This window comes from Halomonas huangheensis (genome assembly GCF_001431725.1).
Lineage (GTDB): Bacteria > Pseudomonadota > Gammaproteobacteria > Pseudomonadales > Halomonadaceae > Halomonas > Halomonas huangheensis.
In genome coordinates this window covers 2,261,880-2,283,944 of record NZ_CP013106.1, presented here as the reverse complement: position 1 = coordinate 2,283,944, position 22,065 = coordinate 2,261,880, and the positions used below count along the sequence as shown (strand labels likewise).

22 protein-coding genes are annotated in these 22,065 nt (G+C 57.8%); 14 read left to right on the top strand and 8 right to left on the bottom strand.

Features of this window, described 5'->3' with window-relative positions; all coding sequences use genetic code 11:
- Nucleotides 1–37 precede the first annotated feature (37 nt).
- The gene (locus tag AR456_RS10105; protein WP_051995690.1) at nucleotides 38–1,087 is read left to right on the top strand and encodes an ABC transporter permease; all 1,050 of its coding nucleotides are present in this window, start codon (nucleotides 38–40) and stop codon (nucleotides 1,085–1,087) included.
- Nucleotides 1,088–1,097: 10 nt separating this feature from the next.
- Here AR456_RS10105 and AR456_RS10100 read toward each other — a convergent pair whose 3' ends face one another.
- From AR456_RS10100 to AR456_RS10080, 5 genes are all read right to left on the bottom strand, one after another.
- Complete coding sequence (locus AR456_RS10100) at nucleotides 1,098–2,291, bottom strand: MFS transporter (RefSeq protein WP_021817526.1); 1,194 nt, start codon at nucleotides 2,289–2,291, stop codon at nucleotides 1,098–1,100.
- Between the two features lie 119 nt (nucleotides 2,292–2,410).
- A complete protein-coding gene (locus AR456_RS10095) occupies nucleotides 2,411–3,829 on the bottom strand; it encodes an ABC transporter ATP-binding protein (protein ID WP_021817527.1) in 1,419 nt (472 codons plus the stop codon).
- A complete protein-coding gene (locus AR456_RS10090; protein WP_021817528.1) occupies nucleotides 3,826–4,662 on the bottom strand; it encodes an ABC transporter permease in 837 nt (278 codons plus the stop codon). The genes AR456_RS10095 and AR456_RS10090 overlap by 4 nt, the downstream gene beginning before the upstream one ends.
- Entirely contained in the window at nucleotides 4,659–5,627 is a 969-nt protein-coding gene (locus AR456_RS10085; RefSeq protein WP_021817529.1) for an ABC transporter permease, read from the bottom strand. The genes AR456_RS10090 and AR456_RS10085 overlap by 4 nt, the downstream gene beginning before the upstream one ends.
- A complete protein-coding gene (locus AR456_RS10080; RefSeq protein ID WP_021817530.1) occupies nucleotides 5,624–7,153 on the bottom strand; it encodes an ABC transporter substrate-binding protein in 1,530 nt (509 codons plus the stop codon). Before AR456_RS10080 ends, AR456_RS10085 begins: the two co-directional genes overlap by 4 nt.
- 254 nt (nucleotides 7,154–7,407) lie before the next feature.
- Here AR456_RS10080 and AR456_RS10075 point away from each other — a divergent pair, with 254 nt between their 5' ends.
- The gene (locus AR456_RS10075; protein ID WP_031207049.1) at nucleotides 7,408–7,935 is read left to right on the top strand and encodes a GNAT family N-acetyltransferase; all 528 of its coding nucleotides are present in this window, start codon (nucleotides 7,408–7,410) and stop codon (nucleotides 7,933–7,935) included.
- A gap of 119 nt (nucleotides 7,936–8,054) precedes the next feature.
- Here AR456_RS10075 and katG read toward each other — a convergent pair whose 3' ends face one another.
- Nucleotides 8,055–10,262, bottom strand: a complete 2,208-nt coding sequence (gene katG / locus AR456_RS10070; RefSeq protein WP_031207050.1) for a catalase/peroxidase HPI — start codon at nucleotides 10,260–10,262, stop codon at nucleotides 8,055–8,057.
- Nucleotides 10,263–10,537: 275 nt separating this feature from the next.
- Between katG and AR456_RS10065 the strand changes: the two genes are divergently transcribed.
- Complete coding sequence (locus tag AR456_RS10065; RefSeq protein ID WP_021817533.1) at nucleotides 10,538–10,846, top strand: YrhK family protein; 309 nt, start codon at nucleotides 10,538–10,540, stop codon at nucleotides 10,844–10,846.
- Nucleotides 10,847–10,947: 101 nt separating this feature from the next.
- On the opposite strand, the gene pdxR is transcribed toward AR456_RS10065, so the two are convergent.
- Nucleotides 10,948–12,354 (bottom strand): MocR-like pyridoxine biosynthesis transcription factor PdxR, encoded by a 1,407-nt coding sequence (gene pdxR / locus AR456_RS10060; RefSeq protein WP_021817534.1) that lies wholly within the window; start codon nucleotides 12,352–12,354, stop codon nucleotides 10,948–10,950.
- Between the two features lie 143 nt (nucleotides 12,355–12,497).
- Here pdxR and AR456_RS10055 point away from each other — a divergent pair, with 143 nt between their 5' ends.
- From AR456_RS10055 to AR456_RS10020, 8 genes are all read left to right on the top strand, one after another.
- Complete coding sequence (locus AR456_RS10055) at nucleotides 12,498–13,601, top strand: redoxin domain-containing protein (protein ID WP_021817535.1); 1,104 nt, start codon at nucleotides 12,498–12,500, stop codon at nucleotides 13,599–13,601.
- Between the two features lie 69 nt (nucleotides 13,602–13,670).
- On the top strand, nucleotides 13,671–15,869 hold the full coding sequence (locus AR456_RS10050) for a protein-disulfide reductase DsbD family protein (RefSeq protein ID WP_051995692.1): 2,199 nt from the start codon (nucleotides 13,671–13,673) through the stop codon (nucleotides 15,867–15,869).
- Between the two features lie 16 nt (nucleotides 15,870–15,885).
- Nucleotides 15,886–16,365 carry a cupin domain-containing protein gene (locus AR456_RS10045; protein WP_021817537.1) on the top strand — a complete coding sequence of 160 codons (480 nt, stop codon included), beginning with the start codon at nucleotides 15,886–15,888 and terminating at the stop codon, nucleotides 16,363–16,365.
- Nucleotides 16,366–16,715: 350 nt separating this feature from the next.
- Nucleotides 16,716–17,045 (top strand): ArsR/SmtB family transcription factor, encoded by a 330-nt coding sequence (locus AR456_RS10040; RefSeq protein ID WP_021817538.1) that lies wholly within the window; start codon nucleotides 16,716–16,718, stop codon nucleotides 17,043–17,045.
- The gene (locus AR456_RS10035) at nucleotides 17,042–17,473 is read left to right on the top strand and encodes a YeeE/YedE family protein (protein WP_021817539.1); all 432 of its coding nucleotides are present in this window, start codon (nucleotides 17,042–17,044) and stop codon (nucleotides 17,471–17,473) included. The genes AR456_RS10040 and AR456_RS10035 overlap by 4 nt, the downstream gene beginning before the upstream one ends.
- Before the next feature lie 9 nt (nucleotides 17,474–17,482).
- Complete coding sequence (locus AR456_RS10030; RefSeq protein WP_021817540.1) at nucleotides 17,483–17,908, top strand: YeeE/YedE family protein; 426 nt, start codon at nucleotides 17,483–17,485, stop codon at nucleotides 17,906–17,908.
- Between the two features lie 367 nt (nucleotides 17,909–18,275).
- Entirely contained in the window at nucleotides 18,276–18,551 is a 276-nt protein-coding gene (locus AR456_RS10025) for a CopG family ribbon-helix-helix protein (protein WP_236995555.1), read from the top strand.
- On the top strand, nucleotides 18,551–18,826 hold the full coding sequence (locus tag AR456_RS10020) for a type II toxin-antitoxin system RelE/ParE family toxin (RefSeq protein ID WP_021817542.1): 276 nt from the start codon (nucleotides 18,551–18,553) through the stop codon (nucleotides 18,824–18,826). Before AR456_RS10025 ends, AR456_RS10020 begins: the two co-directional genes overlap by 1 nt.
- Nucleotides 18,827–18,854: 28 nt before the next feature.
- On the opposite strand, the gene AR456_RS10015 is transcribed toward AR456_RS10020, so the two are convergent.
- On the bottom strand, nucleotides 18,855–19,208 hold the full coding sequence (locus AR456_RS10015; RefSeq protein WP_021817543.1) for a MerR family transcriptional regulator: 354 nt from the start codon (nucleotides 19,206–19,208) through the stop codon (nucleotides 18,855–18,857).
- 92 nt (nucleotides 19,209–19,300) lie between these two features.
- Here AR456_RS10015 and AR456_RS10010 point away from each other — a divergent pair, with 92 nt between their 5' ends.
- The 3 genes from AR456_RS10010 to AR456_RS10000 all read left to right on the top strand — a co-directional run bounded on the left by AR456_RS10010 (nucleotide 19,301) and on the right by AR456_RS10000 (nucleotide 22,059).
- The gene (locus AR456_RS10010) at nucleotides 19,301–20,116 is read left to right on the top strand and encodes an aminotransferase class IV family protein (RefSeq protein WP_021817544.1); all 816 of its coding nucleotides are present in this window, start codon (nucleotides 19,301–19,303) and stop codon (nucleotides 20,114–20,116) included.
- Nucleotides 20,117–20,418: 302 nt separating this feature from the next.
- A complete protein-coding gene (bla, locus tag AR456_RS10005) occupies nucleotides 20,419–21,315 on the top strand; it encodes a class A beta-lactamase (protein WP_021817545.1) in 897 nt (298 codons plus the stop codon).
- A gap of 171 nt (nucleotides 21,316–21,486) precedes the next feature.
- Nucleotides 21,487–22,059, top strand: coding sequence for a GrpB family protein (locus AR456_RS10000; RefSeq protein ID WP_021817546.1), 573 nt, complete (start codon nucleotides 21,487–21,489; stop codon nucleotides 22,057–22,059).
- The last annotated feature ends 6 nt before the right edge of the window (nucleotides 22,060–22,065 follow it).

Here is a 22,065-nt window from a genome sequence, read left to right as displayed (position 1 = left end):
CACTACTTCCATTTCAGAGCCGGCATCATCAGGTGAGATGCACAAGCCAGATCAGGCACAGCAGCAGGGCAGTAGCCGTCAGGCCTCGCGTGTATTGCTGAAGGTTCTCAAGTTACGGATCTTTGTCGCCTTGATCGCGGTGGTGTTGTTCTTCTCGATTACCGTGGACAACTTCCTGACCACAGGCAACATGCTGATCATGGCCCAACACATCACTGTGATCGGGATTCTATCGATCGGCATGACGCTGGTGATTCTGACCGGGGGCATCGATCTATCGGTTGGTTCGACGGTTGGCTTCAGCGGCATGTTTGCGGGCTTTCTACTGATGCAGGGGATTTCCTTCGGTGACTACACGCTGTTCTTCAGCGTGCCCGAAGTTATTCTGTTGACCTGCCTGGTGGGTGCAGCGATTGGCTTTATCAACGGCGCGCTGATTACCTGGCTGAACGTAGCGCCATTCATCGCCACCCTCGGCATGCTCTATGTGGTACGCGGTGCAGCGCTGCTGTTCAACAATGGCGGCACCTTCTCGAAGCTTGCGGGACACGAAGCGCTGGGAAATACCGGCTTTTCGATGCTCGGCAATGGCCAGTTTCTTGGTATCGGCATTCCGGTGTGGTTGCTGCTGGGCCTGACACTGGCGGCCTGGCTGGTCAGTCTCAAGACGCCCTTTGGTCGCTACGTTTACGCCATCGGCGGCAACGAGAGCGCGGCAGTATTCTCTGGCCTTCGTGTCAGAAGAATCAAACTCTGGGTGTATGTCTTCTCAGGGTTCTGTGCCGCTATCGTGGGTCTGATCGTGACCTCTCAATTGCAGACCGGCCATCCGATGACCGGCGATACCTATGAACTGCGCGCCATCGCCGCTGTTGTACTGGGAGGTACCGCACTGGCAGGCGGACGAGGATCAGTCATCGGCTCGGTGATCGGTGCCTGTGTGATCAGTATTCTCAACGATGGCATGGTGATGTCCGGCGTCAGCAACTTCTGGCAGATGGTTATCATGGGCCTGGTCATCATCATCGCTGTAGTGATCGATCAGTTGCAGCAGCGACTTCAGAAACGCGTGATGGTCGCCACTTGATACCGCCCGCTCAGGAATTCGCGGACTGATTGTCCAACGATAGATGGGGTGAATGCTTGATCCTCGCCGCCACCAGGCTGGCGAGGATCAGCAGCACAACCAGCATCAGCAGGGCCGTTACCAGGCTGGTGCCGCTGGCGACAAAGCCGATCGCCGCCGGTCCGGCCAGAATTCCGGCATAGCCCATGGTGGCCACCGCAGGCAGGGCAATCGCATCCGGCATCAACGACTGACGACCGGCCAATGTGAACATGATCGGCACCAGATTCGCGCAGCCGAAGCCGACCAGAATGCAACCGGCTGCAGCACCCGACCAATGTGGCACCAATCCAACCAGTAGCATGCCAACTGCAGCCACAAACCCTCCAAGCACAGCGACACGGATATACCCGAGCTGAGCCGTCACCTTGTCACCGGTCAGCCGACCAATGGTCATTGCCACTGAGAATACGCCATAACCGAGGCCAGCATGAGCGGTATCGACATGGCGATATTCATGCAGCAGTACCGCCACCCAATCGAGCATTGCGCCTTCGACGAGAAAGCTCACGGCGCAAACGCTACCCAGCAACAGCACGATGCCTCTCGGCATGGCAAAAGCAGGGGCCTCGGAAGGGGCGGCAACTTCAGTCATCAGGCCATTCCATGCCATGGCGAGGGCGGCCAGCGACACCACTACCACCATCAGGGTCGCCATCCAAGGCAGCATCCCCCAGGCGAGTAGTGCCATCATGATGCCTACGCCGATGATCGAGCCAAGACTGAACAAGCCATGAAAGCCAGACATGATGTTACGCCCACTATCACGTTCGACGACCACCGCCTGTAGATTCATCGCCACATCGAGCATGCCTATGGCCGCCCCGAACACCAGCAATGTGGCAAACGCTGCCCACAGCCAGGTCAGGCTGGCGAGCAGCGGTAGACACACCAGGCTTGCCAGCGCACTGACTGCAATCACTCGGCGTGCTCCGTAGCGTGCGACCATTGCGCCAGTCATTGGCATCGCAACCAGCGAACCGATTCCCAGGCACAGCAGCAGCAACCCAAGATCACCGGCATCAATCGCCAGGCGTGTCTTGAGATAGGGAACCAACGGAGCCCAGCAAGCCATGGAAATTCCGGCGATCAGAAAGATCAGGCGAGTGGCGCGCTCGCGTCGTGATTGCACAGCGGTGAACTCATACTCCTGTAATGTCGTCATCGGAACTTCCCTGACCGAGTGGCGCAAGAGTGGACTCCGCTGGGGAGCCCACTTTCACAATGCCAAATATGCTGGCATAGCCCGATCAGGAGAGCCAGCAGCAGTTATCCGCCCATGCGTTACACGCAGATAGCTGAGGTCTGCAGAGAAATCTGCCGGTCACAGGCATGATCGACCAGAGCGCGATCATGGCTGACGAGCAGCAGCGCGCAGTCACGCTCTCGAGCCAGTTCGATCAACAATTCCAGCGTCTGTTGCTGAGTGATGGGGTCCAGTCGCGAGGTCGGCTCGTCGGCAAACAGAAACACCGGTTCGAGCATCAGTGCTCTTAGAATCGAGAAGCGCTGCAGCTCGCCTCCGGAGATGCTGTCCGGGCGTCGCTCCAGCAGCTCCGGTGCCAGACTCAGACGCTCCATCAGTGGCGGGATGATAGCCCAGCTCAGTTTGTGCAGTTTGCATAGATCCTTGAGCAAGGTGCCCAATCGCCACCAGGGAGAGAAGGCTGCGGGCGGGTCCTGGTAGAGCTTCAGGAAGCGCGTCGCGGCAATGCCTTCCGCGCGCAGGACCTGTCCACTGTCGGGCGGAATCAAGCCCAGCAGCAGATCACCAAGACTGCTCTTGCCACTGCCGCTGGCACCATTGACGCCAAGGATCTCGCCACGATGCAATGCAAGAGAAAGGTCCTTGAACAGCGCTTTGCCACCACGCTGCAGTGACACTTCTCTGGCGTCGAGCACCACATCCGCTGAAGCGGACGGCGGCAGCTGCCGTGCTGGCCAGCGTTCCGGGTTGGCGGCCATCAACTGTTGACCGTAAGCACTTTGTGGCGCTGCCAGCACTGTCTCGGACTTGCCGCTTTCGAGACACTCTCCACGGCGCATGATCATGACCATGCCGCCCAATTGCTCGGCCACCGCCATGTCGTGAGTGATGGTCAATAGGCCACCGGCCGACCCCAGCGCTTCGCGAAGCAGTCGCACGACATCATCACGACGCGCACTGTCCAGCCCCTTGGTGGGCTCATCGGCGATAACAATGGGAGCATTACCAGCACGTGCCGCCGCGAAAGCTGCTCGCTGGGCCATACCGCCGGACAACTGCATCGGCAGTTTGAATTCACTATCGTTCAGCCCCAGCGTCGCCAGATCGTCGAGCATGGCATTCCGCGCAGCGGAAGCCTCCAGTCCCGCCACCAGTTGATGGCCCTCCTGAATCTGCGCGCCGACGCGCATGATCGGGTCAAGGGCATGCCAGGGTTCCTGAGGTAGCATGGTCATACGCCGTCCCCACCAGCTGCGACGCTGATTCTCCGGCATGCTCATCAAGTCTTCACCATCGATCATGACGACGCCGCTAGCCTTGAGTCCCGATGGCAGATTTCCCATCAGCGCCTGGGCCAACAGGCTCTTGCCGGACCCCGTCTCGCCGAGCAATGTCAGCGGAATACCGGGCTGGAGAGTAAAGGAGATCGGCCATACCAGTGTGGTGTTGTCGCTGGTGGTGACACTGAGATCACGAACTTCCATGATCGTCTTCATTGCGGCTCCTTCCCAGCCAGTAGATGAAAGCTCAGTACCATCAAGAACAAGGCCAGTACCGGCTGGGCCAGAACCCACGGTGCTTCCTGGTAGTAGGGAAACAGCTCGGTCATCATCAAGCCGAGTTCTGCGGTAGGCGGTTTGAGGCCGATACTGACAAATCCCAGCGACGACACCGCCAGAATAGAGGTGGCAGCACCGAAGGCGGCAAGCGTTGTAACCTGAGGGGCCAACTCAGGCCATAGGTGGCGACGGAAGATATACCAACGGCTGAAGCCGAGCAGTTGCGACGACTCGACTTGCGGAGAGGCGGCCAGCAGTCGCGTAGCGCTGCGTACGACCCGGAAGTATTCGACCCACAGCACCAGCGCGATACCGATATACAGCGTCCAGAAGTTGCCGGGAGCAATCGCCGCCAACATCAGCACCAACAGCAATCCCGGCAGTGCCAGCACACAATCTGCAGCGGTGCTGAGTAGTCGATCCGTCCAACCACCGCGCCAGCCGGCAACAACACCAGCCAACAGACCGGGTAGGGCAGCAGTGGCAACGCTCAACAACGCCAGGCCAAGCGACAGGCGGATGGCTGACGCGACCCGAGCCAACATGCTACGTCCGAGGTGATCAGTACCCAGTGGGTGCTGGATGCCGGGAGCGGCGAGAGTATTCATCAGGTCCTGGCGTGATGAATCCACGTTGAACAACAGTGGTGCAAGCCAGGCAAAGGCCACAAGGGCGACGAGAAGCGCCAGGCCGCACTGCCTTGCTCCGGCGAAGCGCCAACGAAAGCGCGAAACCGAGAGCAACAGGCTCGGAGAACGAGATGCGATCATGCCAGACGCCTCCTGGGGTCAAGGTATAGAGTGATAAGGTCCACCAGCGTATTCAAGGCGACGAACAGCAATCCCATGACCAATGCAGTGCCCTGGATCATTGGCACGTCCCTCGCAACAACGGCATGGACAAGCGCATGGCCGATGCCGGGCCACGCAAACAGCGATTCAATGACCACCACTCCTTCAACGAGGTACACCAGCTGTACAGCAAGGTAGGCAATGACAGGAACCGCGACGTTACGCAGCCCGTGGCGGGTAAGCGTTTGCCGTTCACCGAGTCCTTTGGTGCGGGAAAAAGCGTAATAGGGCGATGATGCGACACGCGCCATGGAGTGGCGACTGACCCGCGCCGATACTGCAGCGAGGCCCAATGCCAGCGTCAATGCAGGCAGCCACAGGTGCCCACCGCTGCCATGGCCAGCCGCGGGTAACCAACCAAGGCTTATCGCAAACAGTAGAATCAACAGTAGTCCGATCACGAACGGCGGCAAGGAACGCAGAGCGACCGCCGCAACCAGCGCGGCGCGGTCCAACCAGCCATTGGGTTTGAGGCCGCAGAGGATGCCCAACGGAACACCGATGACCAGTGCCAACAGCACCGCCATCAACGCTAGATCCAGCGAATGCCCCAATTGGTGGTAAAGCTCGCTGACTACGCTTTCGCCGCTGACCAGCGAACGACCAAGATCCAGCGACAACAGATCACTGAACCATTGAAAGTACGCCGCGATAGCGGACTGATCCAACCCCAGCTCGGCGCGTACCGCCGCGGCCGCCTGCGCATCCACCTGCTCGTAACCATAGCGTCCCGCGGCGATGCGAAAGGCCATGTCACCGGGTAACGCACGGGTCAGAATGAAGGTCAGGGTGCCGACCACCCATGCCACCAGGCCTGCCTGGAAAAAGCGCTGCAGCAGCAGGCGTTGTAGGCGGAGAGTAGTAGTGGAAATGGCACGACTCATTCCGCCTCCCAGGACAGCTCGGACAGGCGATAGCTACGCTCGAAAGGATCAATGGCAAACCCATTCAGGCGTGCGTTGACCGCAGCCGTCTGCACATATGACGCCACAGCAATGACCGGCAGCTGGTCGTGCAGAATCTCGGCGGCATCGTGGGCGAGGGAAGCCTTACGGCTCTCATCAGTGGCATTGACCAGCTCCGAGACGATGCCTTCGAGTTCAGAACTGTTCCAGTTCATGGCACCCCAATCACCGCCTTCAGGTCCGAAATCCTGGCGGATGGTCGCCAGCGGATCAGGGACCAGACCGAAGTTACGTGCCAACAGCCCCATATCGAGTGAGCCATCCTGATGGCTGGATGGGATCTCGCTGGAGTTGCCGACATTCACACTGACATCGACCCCCAACTGACTCCACTGCTCCTGTAGCGCTGTGGCTATTACCGGAAGCTCCGGGCGGTCAGCAAAGGTCGTCAGCGTCACACTGAAAGGCTTGCCGTCGAGTTGCAGGATGCCGTCCTCTCCGGGAGCCCAGCCTTGGGAGGCCAGTAGATTACGGGCTTCCTCCAGGTCCTGCTCAGGTTGGCCGAGACCATCCAGGTGCCACGCTCCCAGACCCGCTGGCATCAACTGGTCAGTCGCTGCGTCCTCGACCCGCATGACACCTCGCGCGATACCTTGACGGTTGATGGCAAGGCTCAGAGCACGCCGTTCCTCGACACTGTCGAAGCCTTCACGCGCAGCGTTGAGCTTCACGGTGACGGTACGTGGGATGGGTTCCGCAAACAGCTCGACGCTGGGTGTCATGCGCAAGCGAGCCTGGCTGGCAGCATCCAGAGTGAAGGCGATATCGGCATCACCGCTCTGAGCCATCAGCGCACGAGTCTCTCCACGTGGCGCAGCGAGATAGCTGACAGCCGGGATTTCAGGTGCTTCGCCCCAGTAATCGTCGAAGCGCTCAGCCTCAAGGCGTTGAGGTGTCTGGAGGCTGACGATGCGGAAAGGGCCTGTGGCGATCAGTTCCTGGACCTTGCCATCTTCACCATAGGCCGCCGGAGCCAGAATCTGCGTCGAGTAGTGCGTCATCAGTGCCGGAAGAGCGGAATAGGGCGCGGCAAGCGAGATGCGCACACCACCGTCAACCGCTTCAATGCTCTCGATCTCGGCCTGGGAGAGGACACCAGGGTTGTTCAGAGTACGGTTGAGCGACTGCGCGACAGCTTCGACAGTCATCTCGCTGTTGTCATGGAAATGAACACCTTCGCGTAGCGTGAATTGCCAACTCAGCCCATCGTCCGCAGCGCTCCATTGAGTCGCAAGGCCCGGTACCAGATTCCCCTTGAGGTCGGTATCCAACAGAGTTTCTGCCACCTGCATGCGCCCAAAGATATGGCCTGCCTGCACGGGGTCGATACTGTTGATCTCCCAGGGCGCCACCACATCGAGTCGTTCCTCGGCAAAGCCGACCATGGGCTGGAATAGGGCATAGCACAGCAGGCCAGCCGCGAATCCACGACGGGTCGTGTTCATTCGAAGTTCCTTGTCATTCTGGATGTTGAGTCAGAGGGTGTCAGAGAGGGTATGTTATACCATATCACTTTGTGGCGTCAGCCCAGATCCTTTCAAGGACAAAGCATAAGCTATCCTGCACTCCTCAAATTTCAGGAAGTAGTGCTGAATATTCGACTTGTTGCGGCTAATTTCGTAAAAGGTGAGAGTTTTTCGGCAATACTGAATGACTCCGCAGGTAAACTTCACTCATGTCCATGGAAGGGGCAATAATCATGTGGCTGATAGAGACTGAGCGCATACAGCTTCGGCGGTTTCTTGATCAGGATCTCGTTGACCTGACGACCATCCTCTCAGACCCAGAGGTCATGCGGTTCTCGATCCGGGGGATCTGTGATCAGAAGGCTACGCGCAGTTTTATAGAGGGCTGTCTGGCCAGCTATTCCGAGTATGGGTTTGGCCCCTTGGCCATCGTCGACAAGGGAGCCGGTGATCTGGTGGGGTTCTGTGGTATCTGCTACGAGATGGTAGATGAATGCAGGGAAGTCAGTCTCGGTTATCGCCTGGCAAGGCGGTATTGGAACCAGGGGCTGGCCACAGAGGCCAATAGCGCCGCACTGGAACATGCCTTCACTCAGCTCGGTGTTGAAAGCATCATCACCTTGATTCAGCCGGAGAACCCAGCGTCCTGGAAGGTTGCAGAAAAGATCGGCTTTTGCGATTACACCGAGATGACCTTTCATGAACGGCATGTGCGCTGTTATCGAATAACGCGAGAACAGTGGCTGCAATCAAGCGAATGACACATCCAGTGAATGACACAAGTCATCAACACTCGATATCGCCGTGTTCAAGAAAACAGCCCGACCTTTGAAAGGTCGGGCTGTTTCTGTATCACGTACTCAGATTATCGATCGCTTGATCAGGCGAGGTCAAAGCGGTCCAGGTTCATCACTCTTGTCCAGGCAGCAACAAAGTCCTCGACAAACTTCTGCCCAGCATCCTCCGTAGCATAAACCTCGGCCAGCGAACGCAACTGGGAGTTCGAACCGAACACCAGGTCGACGCGGGTCGCAGTCCATTTGAGGTCTCCGTTGCGACGATCCCGTCCCTCATACAAGGTCTGGTCATCATCAACCGCACTCCAGACCGTGCCCATGTCGAGCAGGTTGCGGAAGAAGTCGTTACTCAGCACTCCCGGGCGTTGAGTGAAGACACCGTGCTGAGCGCCTTCGACATTGGTGCCCAGCATGCGCAGTCCACCAATCAACACCGTCATTTCTGGCGCACTCAAGGTCAGTAGCTGCGACTTGTCGATAAGCAGTTCCTCGCCGCGGGTATCGACATCCTTGCTGATGTAGTTGCGGAAGCCATCGGCGACTGGCTCAAGGAAGCTGAAGGACTCCACGTCGGTTTGCTCAGCGGAAGCATCCATACGTCCTGGAGAGAAGGGCACCGTCACCTCGTGACCGCCATCCTTCGCTGCTTTCTCGACTCCAGCAGCACCCGCCAACACAATCATGTCTGCCAGCGAAATCTTCTTGCCGTCGGATTGGGCGGCATTGAACTCGCTCTGGATATTCTCCAGGGTGTCGAGCACTCTGCCTAATTGTTCCGGCTGGTTGACTTCCCAGTCCTTCTGCGGTGCCAGACGAATGCGGCCACCATCGGCACCACCACGCAGATCGGAACCACGGAACGTAGAGGCTGCGGCCCAGGCAGTTGACACCAACTCTGAAACCGACAAGCCTGATGCCAGTGCCTTGGCCTTGAGTGCCGCGATGTCCTGGTCGTTGACCAGTTCATGATCCACATCGGGAATCGGATCCTGCCAGATCAGCACTTCGCTGGGGACTTCCGGGCCGAGATAGCGCGAGCGCGGTCCCATATCGCGGTGGGTCAACTTGAACCAGGCACGGGAAAAGGCGTCAGCGAACTCCTGCGGGTTCTCGTAGAAATGCCGTGAGATCTTCTCGTAGGCTGGATCGAAGCGCAGTGATAGATCAGTAGTCAGCATGGTCGGGAGACGCTTGCTGCTCGGATCATGGGCGTCGGGAATCGACTTGTCAGCATTGGTGGCTTGCCACTGCCACGCACCGCCCGGGCTCTTGACCAGCTCCCAGTCATACTTGAACAGGTTCTCGAAGAAATAGTAGCTCCAACGAGTCGGAGTCGCGGTCCACGTCACTTCGAGGCCACTACCGATGGCATCTCCTGCGAAGCCCGAACCATAGCGGCTGGCCCAACCAAGTCCTTGAGTCTCGAGTCCGGCAGCTTCCGGGGCAGCGTCAAGATGACTGTCGGGGGCCGCGCCGTGAGTCTTGCCGAAGGTATGCCCGCCAGCAATCAGGGCCACTGTTTCCTCATCGTCCATCGCCATGCGAGCGAAGGTTTCGCGAATGTCATGAGCCGCAGCTACAGGATCCGGATTACCTTCCGGGCCTTCTGGATTGACATAGATCAGGCCCATATGGGTCGCGCCGAGCGGCTTCTCGAGGTCACGATCCTCGGAGAGAATACGCTTGTCACTGCCCAACCATGCCGTTTCTGACCCCCAGTAGACATCCTGATCCGGTTCCCAGATATCCTCGCGGCCGCCAGCGAAGCCGAAAGTCTTGAAGCCCATGGACTCCAACGCCACATTCCCGGTAAGAATCATCAAGTCTGCCCAGGAAATCTTGCGGCCATACTTCTGCTTGATCGGCCACAACAGACGCCGTGACTTATCGATATTGACGTTGTCCGGCCAGGAATTGAGCGGAGCGAAACGCTGTTGACCGCGACGAGCCCCGCCACGTCCGTCGAAGGTGCGGTAGGTACCGGCAGCATGCCATGCCATGCGAATGAACTGAGGACCATAGTGACCGAAATCAGCCGGCCACCATTCCTGAGAGTCGGTCATCAAGGCACGCAGATCTGCCTTGACGGCATCCAGGTCGAGGCTCTTGAATTCTTCGGCGTAGTTGAAATTCTCGCCCATCGGGTTGGAGCGCGAAGAATGTTGATGGAGGAGGTCAATGCGCAGCTGGGATGGCCACCAATCTCTGTTGGTCGTACCGCCGCCGGGAGCTGGTATGGAGGCGCCGGTGCTGTGAAAAGGGCACTTGGAAGAAGAGGATTGTTCGCTCATTGCTGGTTTTGCTCCACGGTTGCCAGTGTCTTGTCGGTTTGTTCGTCGCCAAACCTGTACGAATAAAACTAGTTCGGTTCCGACGTAAGCGATAATGGATCCTGCCTATTCCCCCCATAGAAAGTCAGGATTTGCCGCCAGAGCCGTTGTGCTGGAACAAACCGCAGGTTCTGGCGCCGTACTCAGTCATGACGCAAGTCTGGCTGGAGAAGGGCAGCTCCCAGCCCAGGGCTGTTACACTCCAGAAGTACGAGATACCACTGAAAGAGGTTGTCATGCCCCGCACGTCGACAGACAGTAGCGCCTCGAACACCGTCACGCTGTATTTTGGTCGCGAAGAACTCATCATTCGTCAGCGCTATGAAGTGATCAGCATCATCAACGATATATTTATCGGCATCTGGTTCATCATTGGCTCTATTTTATTCTTCTACGATTCCCTTGCTTATTACGGTACCTGGCTCTTTCTGATCGGCAGTATCGAAATGATGATACGCCCAGTCATCCGCCTTGCACGGAGAGTCCACCTCAAACGGTTCCAGCCCGAAACCACCGGAGCAGTGGATGCCGGACACGATTTCTAGATTCCCGTGACCGGATAGACGTCGGGGAGCTTGAGAGCAACCGCCGTTATATCCGAACAAGGTCGATGCCTACGACAAGACTGGAGAACAGAGCACAAGCGCTACAAGTGACGCTGAACCAGAGCTTCGAGGTGTCGGCAGCTGCTCTCGAGCACCGCATCCGACAGGTTGGTCACACCCAACAGTAATCCACTCCTCGCCAATCCCTTGTCGGCATACCAGGGCGACAGCGGCGCAGGGGCAAGCTCCCATGCCTCAGCGGCTTCTGCGATCGCCACATCATCGGTGCCATCCGGTAACGGCAACAGTAGTGATAATCCTGCCATGGTGTTGGATGACAGCTCTTGTCCCAGCTGGTGTAACAAGGCATCACGACGCTGTGCATAGAGCCGCTTCATGCGCCGAATATGGCGCAGGTAGTTGCCATCACGCATAAACGCGGCAACGGCACTCTGAGTAGCCAACGATGAGGTTGGCGACAGAGCAGCAGCGACGTCTCCAAAAAGGTTGACCAGCGCTGGAGGCACGACCATGAAGCCGAGCCGCAGAGTCGGGGTGAGGGTCTTGCTGAAGGTTCCAATATGGATGACACGTCCGTCACCATCCAGTGATGCCAATGACGGAGCCGCCTTACCGCTGAGCTTCAATTCACTGAGGTAGTCGTCTTCGATGATCCAGGCGTTTGCCGCCGTTGCCCATTGGAGCAGGGCATAGCGTCTGGCGACTGAGAGCGCCATGCCCAGCGGTGCCTGTTGACTGGCGGTGACAATGGCCAGAGAGGCATTGGGGGCGCGCCTTGTTCCTTCAGCGACATCCAGCCCCTCCATGTCGACCGGGACAGGAACCGGAGTGTAACCGGCCAGTGATATCGCTCGATTGGCCAACGGGTAGCCTGGCTCTTCCATCCAGACCTGCTGGCTATCCAGCCTGAGCGCATGCAGGGCAAGACCCAGTGCTCCGGCATAACCGCTGGTGATGATGACCTGGTCGGCGGAACACTGCAGGCCGCGAGCGACCGATAGATAGGCGGCAACTTCCTTGCGTAGTTCCATCTCTCCACGCGGATCGTGGTAACGAGTCGCCTGCATGGCGGCCTGTCGCGAATAGCGAACGATGGTGCGTGACCACACCTTGTAGGGAAACATGTCCGACGCCGGAACGCCGACCTGAAAGGGTTTGGGCGCGCTGTGGAAATCGCGATATAGCTCCGGCAGCGGCAATCGCACTGGAGCTTCCTCGAGGTGGCTCTGGAACGCCGGGAGTGGACTGGCAACAAAGGTTCCCGCAGCACCACGAGCGACGATCAGTTGCTTGTCAGCCAGTCGTTCATAGGCACTCTTTACCGTCCCTCGGGAGACGCCCAGTTGCGTGGCAAGGTCATGCCAGGAGGGGAGGCGAGCACCTTCATAGAGATGCCCATCGCGGATGGCAGTGGCAATACTGTCGTGTATTTGCTCGGCCAGCGAACGTCGCTGGAGGCGGTCAACGGCGATACGAAGAGAATTCATGATTCATGGTATACCGATAACGTCAGTTCTTGGTGCTTTTTTCTGCACCGTCCAGCGCCCAGACTACTCTCCTGCCCAATCACCCGCCACTGCTGCTGAACAGCGGTAATCAGCCGCTGTTCGGGCCGACAAGGAATCTCGACATGCCAACTGGAAAACCTGCAACCCGCTATGGACTGCTACTGACGCTGTTGGTCAGTCTTTGCAGTATCTCCGTAGCGAACGCCGCCAGCGATACGCAAAGTGAGGAGCAGGCCGCTGAAGCCTACGATCAGGATGCCGACGGCGAGCGTCGTGCAAGGAGTGCCGGGGAGTCTCTGATCGGCCAGCCGGGACCCGATGTCACGGTCACCACTCTGGATGGTGAGCAGATTGACCTGTCCGACCTGTATGGCAACAAGCCCGTGTATCTAAAGTTCTGGGCAACCTGGTGCGTGCCTTGTCGTCAGCAGATGCCGGGGTTCCAGGAGATCTACGAGACATACGGTGATGATATGCAAGTCATCGCGGTCAATACCGGCTTCAGCGATACCGCCGATGCCGCTCGCAAGTATCGCGAGGAAATGGGCCTTGGCATGCCGATCACGGTTGATGATGGCACCCTCGCTGAAGCCCTCCATCTGCGAGTCACTCCCCAGCATGTGCTCATCGACCGTAGCGGACATATCGCCTACGTCGGGCATCTGGACGATCAGGAATTCGAGGATGCTCTCCAGCAGGTCGTGCAGAGCAGCGATGATGCTGATGATGCCACTCAAGGTGCCGAGGCCGCACAGCTGCAGGCGCTGCAGGTTGGCGATGGCGTCGAGAATATCGAAGGACTCACGCTAAGCACATTGTCTGGTGATGTTGTCAACGTGTCCGATCCTTCCACGGACAGGCCGCGTGGCATCGTATTTCTTGCCCCCTGGTGCGAGGGGTATCTAGAGGAGAGTCAGCCGGAAACCTCTCAAGCCTGTCGCCGTGTACGTGAAGCCGTGGATGGTCTCGCCGGGCAGGGAGACATCGACTGGATCGGTGTGTCATCCGGGCTCTGGGCATCACAGGCGAACCTTGAAGCTTATCGTGACGACAACGACGTCGATATTCCCCTCGCCCTTGATGCCAGTGGTGACTTCTATCGTGCCTTCGGCGTCCGGCAGATTCCTACCGTCGTGCTGATCGACAGCAGTGGCCATGTGGCCAAACGCCTGGAACCCGAAGATACGGCGTTGGCAGAGGCCGTACAGAGCGTCGTTGCCAAGTGATACCCACCGATGGCCAATGCTGACCCATCCACTCGACGGAGAAGCCCATCGCTGATGGGGCTGTTGTCTATGCCAACCACCAATTTGCGCGCTCTTGCAGCAGCACCTCTGCCACGCCTGCTCTCTATAGCCGCTGTGCTGATCGCAAGCATACTGATCTCGATGCTGCCCGGCACCGCCGTGGCACAGGGCGCTGCCGAGGGTCACAGCGATGTGATGATTCGCACATCGCTGGTGGCAGAGAGTGCTCGTCCTGCGGCGGGAGAGCAGACAACGCTGGCCATCGTCATGCAACCGCAGGATGGGTGGCACGGCTACTGGAAACAGCCCGGAAGCATCGGGCTAGCACCACAGTATGACTGGCAGCTACCCGATGGCGTAACGGTAGCAGAGCCGGCATATCCGGTCCCCGAGACACTGCTCATCGATGACTTGATGAATCATGTCTACGAACATCCGTATGCCATTCTGGTGCCGCTGAATATACCGGACGATCTGGATGAGGGGACGCCGCTTGCTGTCCGGGTCAACCTTCAGTATCTGGCCTGCCGCGATGATGCCTGCATTCCTGAGCGAGCAACGCTATCAACGCGGCTGACAGTCGGTGATGGCGAGGCATCGGCTCGTCATCAAGCGGACTTTGATGATTGGCGCCAGGCCTTGCCGCGGCCGTTGGGTGCACGAGCCACCTATGAGTACATTGACAAGGAAGACACAGGCGAGCGCATTCGTATCGCCATTCCGTTGCCAGCCAACGTCAAGCTGGAGCAACCGCACCTGTTCGTCGCCAATGATGGTGCCGTCGATCCGGCTGCCAGGCAGGATTTCAACCGCGAGGGCGATAAGCTTATCGTCGAGACCGTGGCAGGAGAGACGTTGCCTGACGAGCCTCTCGAGGCGGTTGTGACCATTGCCGGAGGCACCGGCCTGGCTTTCCAGGCGGATGCCGGATCTGTAGCAGCCCTGAGCACCGCCAGGCATGTCGCCGGTAATAGTGCTGAGGAAGAACAAGCCAGCAGCACTGTGGGTGTGATGCTGACAGCGCTGCTGGGTGCCATTGCCGGGGGAGTCCTGCTCAATATCATGCCGTGCGTATTTCCGATCCTGAGCCTCAAGGTGCTTAGCCTGGCAAGATTGTCTGGCGGCCCGCGCGAGGCAAGGCGAGAAGCGCTTGCTTATACGGCAGGAGTCATCGGCGTATGCATACTGCTCGGAGCAGGGATTCTGGCCTTACGCGCTGCCGGGACTCAGGTTGGTTGGGCCTTTCAGCTCCAGGACCCTCGCGTCATCGTCGGCTTGACGCTACTGATCAGCGCTATTGCCTTCAACCTGGCGGGATTGTTTGAACTCGGCGGCTTCAACGGCGGGGCTCAGTTGGCCGAGAAGGGCGGTGCCGTCGGTGCATTCTGGACCGGGGTGCTGGCAGCCTTTGTCGCCACGCCCTGTTCGGGGCCGTTCATGGCGACGGCACTGGGTGCCGCAATATTGCTGCCACCGCTGGCCGCACTGACGATTTTTGCGGGGCTGGGGTTCGGCATTGCGCTGCCTTTTCTGATCTTCGGCTATTTCCCTGCGCTAAGTCGCAAGCTGCCACGCCCCGGGCCATGGATGCAGAGCGTCAGGCATGCCCTGGCCATTCCAATGTTCATCACCGCACTGGCGCTGTTCTGGGTGCTGGGGCAGCAACTCTCCAGTGATGGTCTGGTGGCTAGCCTGGCCGTAGTCATGCTGCTGGTGACAGGACTGTGGCTGACAGGCCTGCGCCAACGTAGTGCCAAACGCTGGCCCTGGGTGCCGTCGGTCTTCACTGCCGTGATAGCGCTGTGCCTTGGCTGGCTGGTGCCTGCGGCATTTTCACAGAGCGCTGACTCAAGAAATTCTGGTTCACAGAGTCCTGATTCACCGATTGCCGACGCCGCCAACGAATCTCGTCAGCTATTGAGTTTTGATGAAAGCCGTCTCGAGGCGTTACGTCAGCAGAACACGCCGTTATTCGTGTATTTCACCGCAGACTGGTGCGTTACCTGCAAGGTGAATGAAAAGACCGCCATTGATCGTCAGACGACACGTGACGCCTTCCAACAGGCCGGCGTGACCACCATGGTGGGAGACTGGACCAATGGAGACCCTGTTATAACGGCGTTTCTCAATCGCCATGGCCGAAACGGTGTGCCGCTTTATCTGTGGTATGCGCCTGGGACAGACAAGCCCAGAGTGTTACCACAGTTGCTCACGCCGACATCACTCACTGATCTGGTCGCCGAATGACCACCAGGAGGAAGAAATGATGAAGAAACTGCCATTGATGGCCATTTCCCTGATCATGCTCACCGGCACCGGATCGATGTCACAGGCGCATGAAAGCACTGTGAGCGACACCACCAGGGAAACCGTCGAGCAGGAGTTCCGCCATGAGATCCCGAATGTCCCGGGAAAGGTCGTCACCGGCCTTGTTGTCGAGTATCCACCGGGGGCATCGACACCAGCGCATATGCACGGCGATTCCTTCGTGATCGGCTATGTGCTGGAAGGCTCGATCAGGAGTCGCGTCGACGGTGAGACGAATATCTACGGCGTAGGAGAAAGTTGGACAGAAGATCCCGGGGCTTCACACGAAGTCAGCGAGAATGCCAGCGAAACGCAACCGGCCAGAATCCTTGCGATCTTTATCTCGGATACTCAGCAGAAGGAACTGGTGGAAATGGCGCAAGGAGTCCGCCAACCAGCGCCAAAGGGTGGTTTGGATGACGCCGGAGCACACTAGACTAAAGCATCGCAGACTCAGTGCAATTGCCGCTGTGCTGGTGTCCTCACACCTTCCGAGTTGACGGATTGACGGGTTGACGGGTTGACGGGGAGGGAGGTTGAGCGGCAATCGCGTCATGCGTCGTACTGCTTTATTGTATCGATGACATTTCGATTTCCTGGTTTGCGCCGGCTTGGACCGGACCTGCGAGGTGAGAGAGCCAAAGCGATATCGCAATGTTTAGGTGACTGTGGCGGACGTCCAGTTCCGTGTGCTCATTGCAGTCTAGAGCTTACGATATATTGTTATATATATAGATAAATTATATTATGAATATTCCTCCGACCACCTGAAGAACATGTCTTCCCATGGCAGATCTGGATATCGAAACGCTTCGAGGCAGCGCTGTGGATGCCTGCGCTCTATTGAAGGTACTTGGCAACCCTGACCGCCTGCTGCTGCTGTGCCAGCTCACCCAGGGTGAACACTGCGTAGGTGACCTCGCCAGTGCGACGGGCATCGAGCAACCGACGCTCTCTCAACAGCTCACGGTTTTGCGGCACAACGGCTTGGTCAGCACTCGGCGCGAAGGCAAGCAGGTCAATTACAGCATCGCCAGCCACCAGGCAATGGAAGTCATGCAGGTGCTTTACCGACTTTACTGCCAGGATCCCGAGCGCAAGGAGCCAATGAAATGACCATTAACTGGGCGAATTTTACACCGTGGTATTCGCTCGCCGGAGGCGCGCTCATCGGCCTTGCGGCAACCTTGTTGATCCTCCTGAACGGGCGAATTGCAGGTGTCAGCGGTGTGGTGGGCGGTTTGCTGAGACCAACGAAAGGTGATGTGTTGTGGCGTGTTTCATTCATCGCGGGGCTGGTCCTCGCACCGGTATTGTTTCAGGCGGTTTTCGAGCGGCCCGACATTGAGATGGTGGCGAACCCCTTGACCCTGATCGCGGCCGGGGTGTTGGTCGGTATCGGCACGCGGTACGGCTCCGGTTGTACGAGCGGACATGGCGTCTGTGGGTTGTCACGCCGATCGCCGCGCTCACTGATGGCGACTGTCGCATTCATGGCCAGTGGCTTTCTCACCGTGTTTGTCGTCCGCCATTTGCTGGGTTGAGGAGCTGCGATGAAATTGCCAAGCGCATTTGTAGCGGGGCTGATTTTCGGACTTGGCCTGATTCTGTCAGGCATGACCGACCCATCGAAGGTGATTGCATTCCTTGATCTGGCCGGGGTATGGGACCCCTCGCTCGCGTTCGTCATGGGCGGCGCCATCACCGTCGCGAGTATTGGGTTCTACTTCGCGTCCAAGCGGTCCCGGGCGGTGCTCGGCGACCCGATGCGTTTGCCGACTGCCACCCGGATAGATCGCCGTCTCGTTTTGGGTAGCCTGGCGTTCGGAGTGGGTTGGGGACTGGCCGGTTATTGCCCGGGACCAGTGGTAGCGTCGCTCTTGAGCGGTCGCAGCGAACCGCTGATTTTCTTCGTTGCGATGCTGGCGGGCATGGCACTGTATGAGTTCCAGACGCGCTTGTCGGAAAAGCCGCAGTGATCGATTGCGTTCGTACTCGCGAAACCAAGGCGTCCGAGGGGGAACGCTGCCAATAATCTGCGCCCCGGTGCGGCTCGCCAGCCTTGGGCACCGCACACGAAGGTGCGTTTCGATGACATAGGTGATGCGCAGGGCACGCGCTTTCGCCATCTGTAGGTAGATATCAATATCGCGACGGAGGTCGATGACCGCAGCCACTTGCCATACCGTCATATCATACCGCCGTGTGTTCGCATAATGTATATTATGTTAAATAAGGTCATTGATAACAGCATTGATGGTGACATCGAGACCCTGACAATTCGACTTGACGGTGTAGAGCTATTTACTATGATCCAAAATGAATCGCTTTTCAGCAAAGGACATCATGATGGCCTCCACTGCCAAGACTAGATCCGTTACCGCCCATGTCCCTATAGAGCTGGCTGAACGGGTCGATGAAATTTCCAACCGACTGGATCGCTCCAAAAACTGGATCGTCAAACAAGCCCTGGCCGCCTGGCTTGACCAGGAAGAGGAACGCGACCGCCTGACCCGCGAGGCTCTGACCGATGTGGATGCCGGTCGTGTCATTGACCATCAGGCCGTGCAAGCCTGGGCCGACAGTCTGAGTACCGATACTCCGCTGCCGGTACCACGCTGATGGAATTGAAGTGGACGAGTAAGGCCCTATCCGATTTGGCACGCCTCTACGAGTTCCTGGCGACAGTGAATCAGCCCGCAGCAGCCCGTACGGTGCAACAGCTCACAGCGGCACCCACGACTCTGCTGACCAACCCGCGTATCGGCGAGCTGCTGGAAGAATTCAAGCCGCGTGACGTGCGGCGGATTCTGGTCGGCCATTACGAGATGCGCTACGAGATCACGGGTTCTAGCATCTATCTGCTACGTCTGTGGCATACCCGTGAGGAGCGCTAGCCCTGGATGCCAATGTTGTAGGTTCAGCTCAACCTTCTTCAATCTCCTGCAGAAAACTCTTCAGGACTCGCTGACTTTGCATCAGTTTCTCCACCTTCTGGTCAACCAGATGAATCTGTTCATGCAAGACGTTGCGTAGTTCATCACAGGGTTCAAACACAGGGCCATCTCCCCTCACGCACGGCAGGAATTCCCGGATCGTCGCCAACGTCATGCCCGCCGAGCCAAGCAGCTTGATCCGTTCGACCGTTCGCACTTCGGTGGGCTCGTAATCGCGATAGCCACTTTCGGTGCGCGCTGGCTTCAGCAATCCTTCGGTCTCGTAATAGCGCAGCATGCGCACACTCACGCCAGTGCGCGTCGCCAACTCGCCTATTTTCATCTCGCTTCACCTTTTTGCTCTTGACCCTGACAGCACTGTCAGGGTCTAAGGTACAGGCTCTTTGATGTGAAATCACCGAGGAGCAAGACATCATGACGATTCCATCCAGTCACTCTCCAGCGCTGCTCAATGGACAGCCGGTAACGTCCGAGGCACTGACACCAATGGCCTTCGCCGGGTTTGCGCATTTCACGGCGATGCAAGTTCGAAACCGCAAGGTCAAGGGCCTGGACCTGCACCTGACTCGCCTACGGGAAGCCTCATTGGAATTCTTCGGTCGAGCCGTGCCCGACGAGCAGATTCGATCCTATATCAAGATGGCTATCGACGCGGGACCGGAAGATCAGTCATTGACGGCGACGGTCTTCTCCCGTGGTGGAGAGTTCTCTGCTGACAGTATGGATACGGAACCTGCGGTTCTGGTTCGAACGGCTGAGTCCTTCAATGGTCCGACGGGGCCGTTGAGGCTGGACGCAATACAACATGAGAGGCCTCTGGCCAGAATCAAACATGTTGGCGAGTCCGGCAAGACCTATTATCTGCATCAGGCCATACGCCGGGGCTTTGACGATGCGGCTTTTGTGGATACGCAAGGACGCTTGAGTGAGGCGACTATCTGGAATCTTGTCTTCCAGGACGGTGAAACCGTTATCTGGCCCAGGGCTGAGATGCTGAAAGGCACCATGATGGGCATCGTTCAGCGACAGCTGGAGAGTCGCGGCATTCCTCAGGCTTATGAGGATGTTAGCCTGGAGCATCTTGGTTCTCTGTCCGGCGCAGCAGTGATGAACTCATGGACACCCGGAATTGCCGTAACAGCCATTGCTTCGCAGGAAATTCCGGAATCGGAATCCTTCATCAGGTTGCTGCACGAAGCTCTCGCCGAAGAACCTGCTGATTATCCGTAGTCGCTGGACCCAACCGCCAGTTCTGCGAGTCCAGACAGCTGCATCAGGGACGTTCTTGGCAAGTTGCTCAGAACGTCCCCAGCTGCCCTTCCATCTTGCTTCTCGCATCCTCTTTCGAAGCCTGTTGTCGGCACACGCCCAAATTTCAGCCATTGCGGGAACATCACCGATCAGAAATGTTCCATTTATTGGATAAATGCAGCCTGGTTGAATACAGTTTCACCGCTATGGCCGCGCTGCTGATGTAATTGGTTTGATGAATCGTTTGATGGAATAAAATCCAACCACGAAAGGAACTCCCCATGCCCTCTCTGACACGTCGCTGTTTTCTTTCCAGTGCTTCTGTACTGACTGCTTCCGCATTGGTTGTGCCTGCAACTCTGGCTGCTGAAAGTGGCCACAACAGTACTCCCGACCTGGGGGCTGAGTTCGAGGCACTCGAGCAACGTCATAGCGGTCGTCTGGGTATCGCGCTGATGAACCTGTCTTCCGGTGTAGTCGCCAGCCACCGCGGTGATGAACGTGTGCTTTTCAACAGCACCATCAAGACAGTCATCGCTGCCGCCATGCTGTCGCGTGTCGATCGTGGCGAAATAAGTCTCGATAGCCGTCTCGTTGTCTCCGAGTCGGACCTCGGTGGCTGGACCCCGATCACCGAACAACACCTGGGCGAACCAGGCATGACGGTTGCCGAGCTGTGTCAGGCAGCAGTCGCATGGAGCGACAACGCTGCTGCCAATGTGTTGGTTACCGATGCAGGTGGCCCGGCTGCAATCACCGAATATCTGCGTTCCATCGGTGACGAGGTCACGCATCTGGATCGCATGGAACCGGAGTTGAATGAGCACGACCATGAAGGTGACGAACGGGATACCACCACGCCACTGGCCATGCTTCAAACGCTGCGCACGCTGATATTCGGCGACACACTATCGCCTCAATCCCGTCATCAGCTCGTTGCCTGGATGGTCGAGGGCAAAACGGGAGATAATCGCCTGCGAGCAGGCATGCCTCCGAACTGGCTTGTCGGAGAAAAAACCGGTACCAACAGCGTCGGCAACGCCAATGACGCTGGCGTTGCCTGGCCGATGGATCGGGGTGCAGTCATTGCCGTGGCTTATACCTGGCTGCCGGATGCAGAGCCGGAGCAACGTGACGAGGTCATCGCCGAGATCGGTAAGTTGGCCACGTTAATCTAGGGTCTGTGCGTGGCATCACCCTGATGCCAGGACCTACTGGTCGCTGATCCACAAGCCCGGATAGATACAAGGCTTGTTTGAAAAGTGGCAGCACTACTCCGGGGGCCCCCATACCCCACCCGCCAGGGCCCCAGGAGTTTCTTGTGAAGTGACACTGGTTGGACAAGCTGTATGTCAGAAAAAACACTGGAAGTCGGTTTGATAGGCGGCGTTGAAAAGCGCCGCATCGAGATTGTAGCGTGGCGTAGCGAGTGGCCCGGCCTGTATCAATGCCATGCTCAACGTATTTGTCAGGTGCTCGGGACCATTTTGCAGCGTATTGAGCATATCGGCTCGACCGCGGTGGAAGAGTTGGATGCCAAGCCGATCATTGACATCCTTGCTGTGGTCGCGGATCCATCAGATGAAGACTGTTACCTTGCCGCTATGCAGGCTGCTGGATATGAACTGCGAGTTCGAGATCCGGACTTCGACGAGCACCGGATGTTTCGCACTCCACAGCGGGATGTTCATATTCATGTCTTTCCCCCGGACTCCATTGAATGCCAGCGTTATCTACTGTTACGCGACTATCTTCGACGCCATGGGGGTATGCGAGATCGCTACGCCGCTCTGAAACATGATCTGAGTCGTGTCGATTGGGCCGATATGAATGCTTATGCCGCGGCCAAAACAGAGTTCATCGAGCACGTCATTTCACTGGCCAGGCTGGAGGCGACTCAGCCTGGCGTGAATGCCGAGTAGCGACTC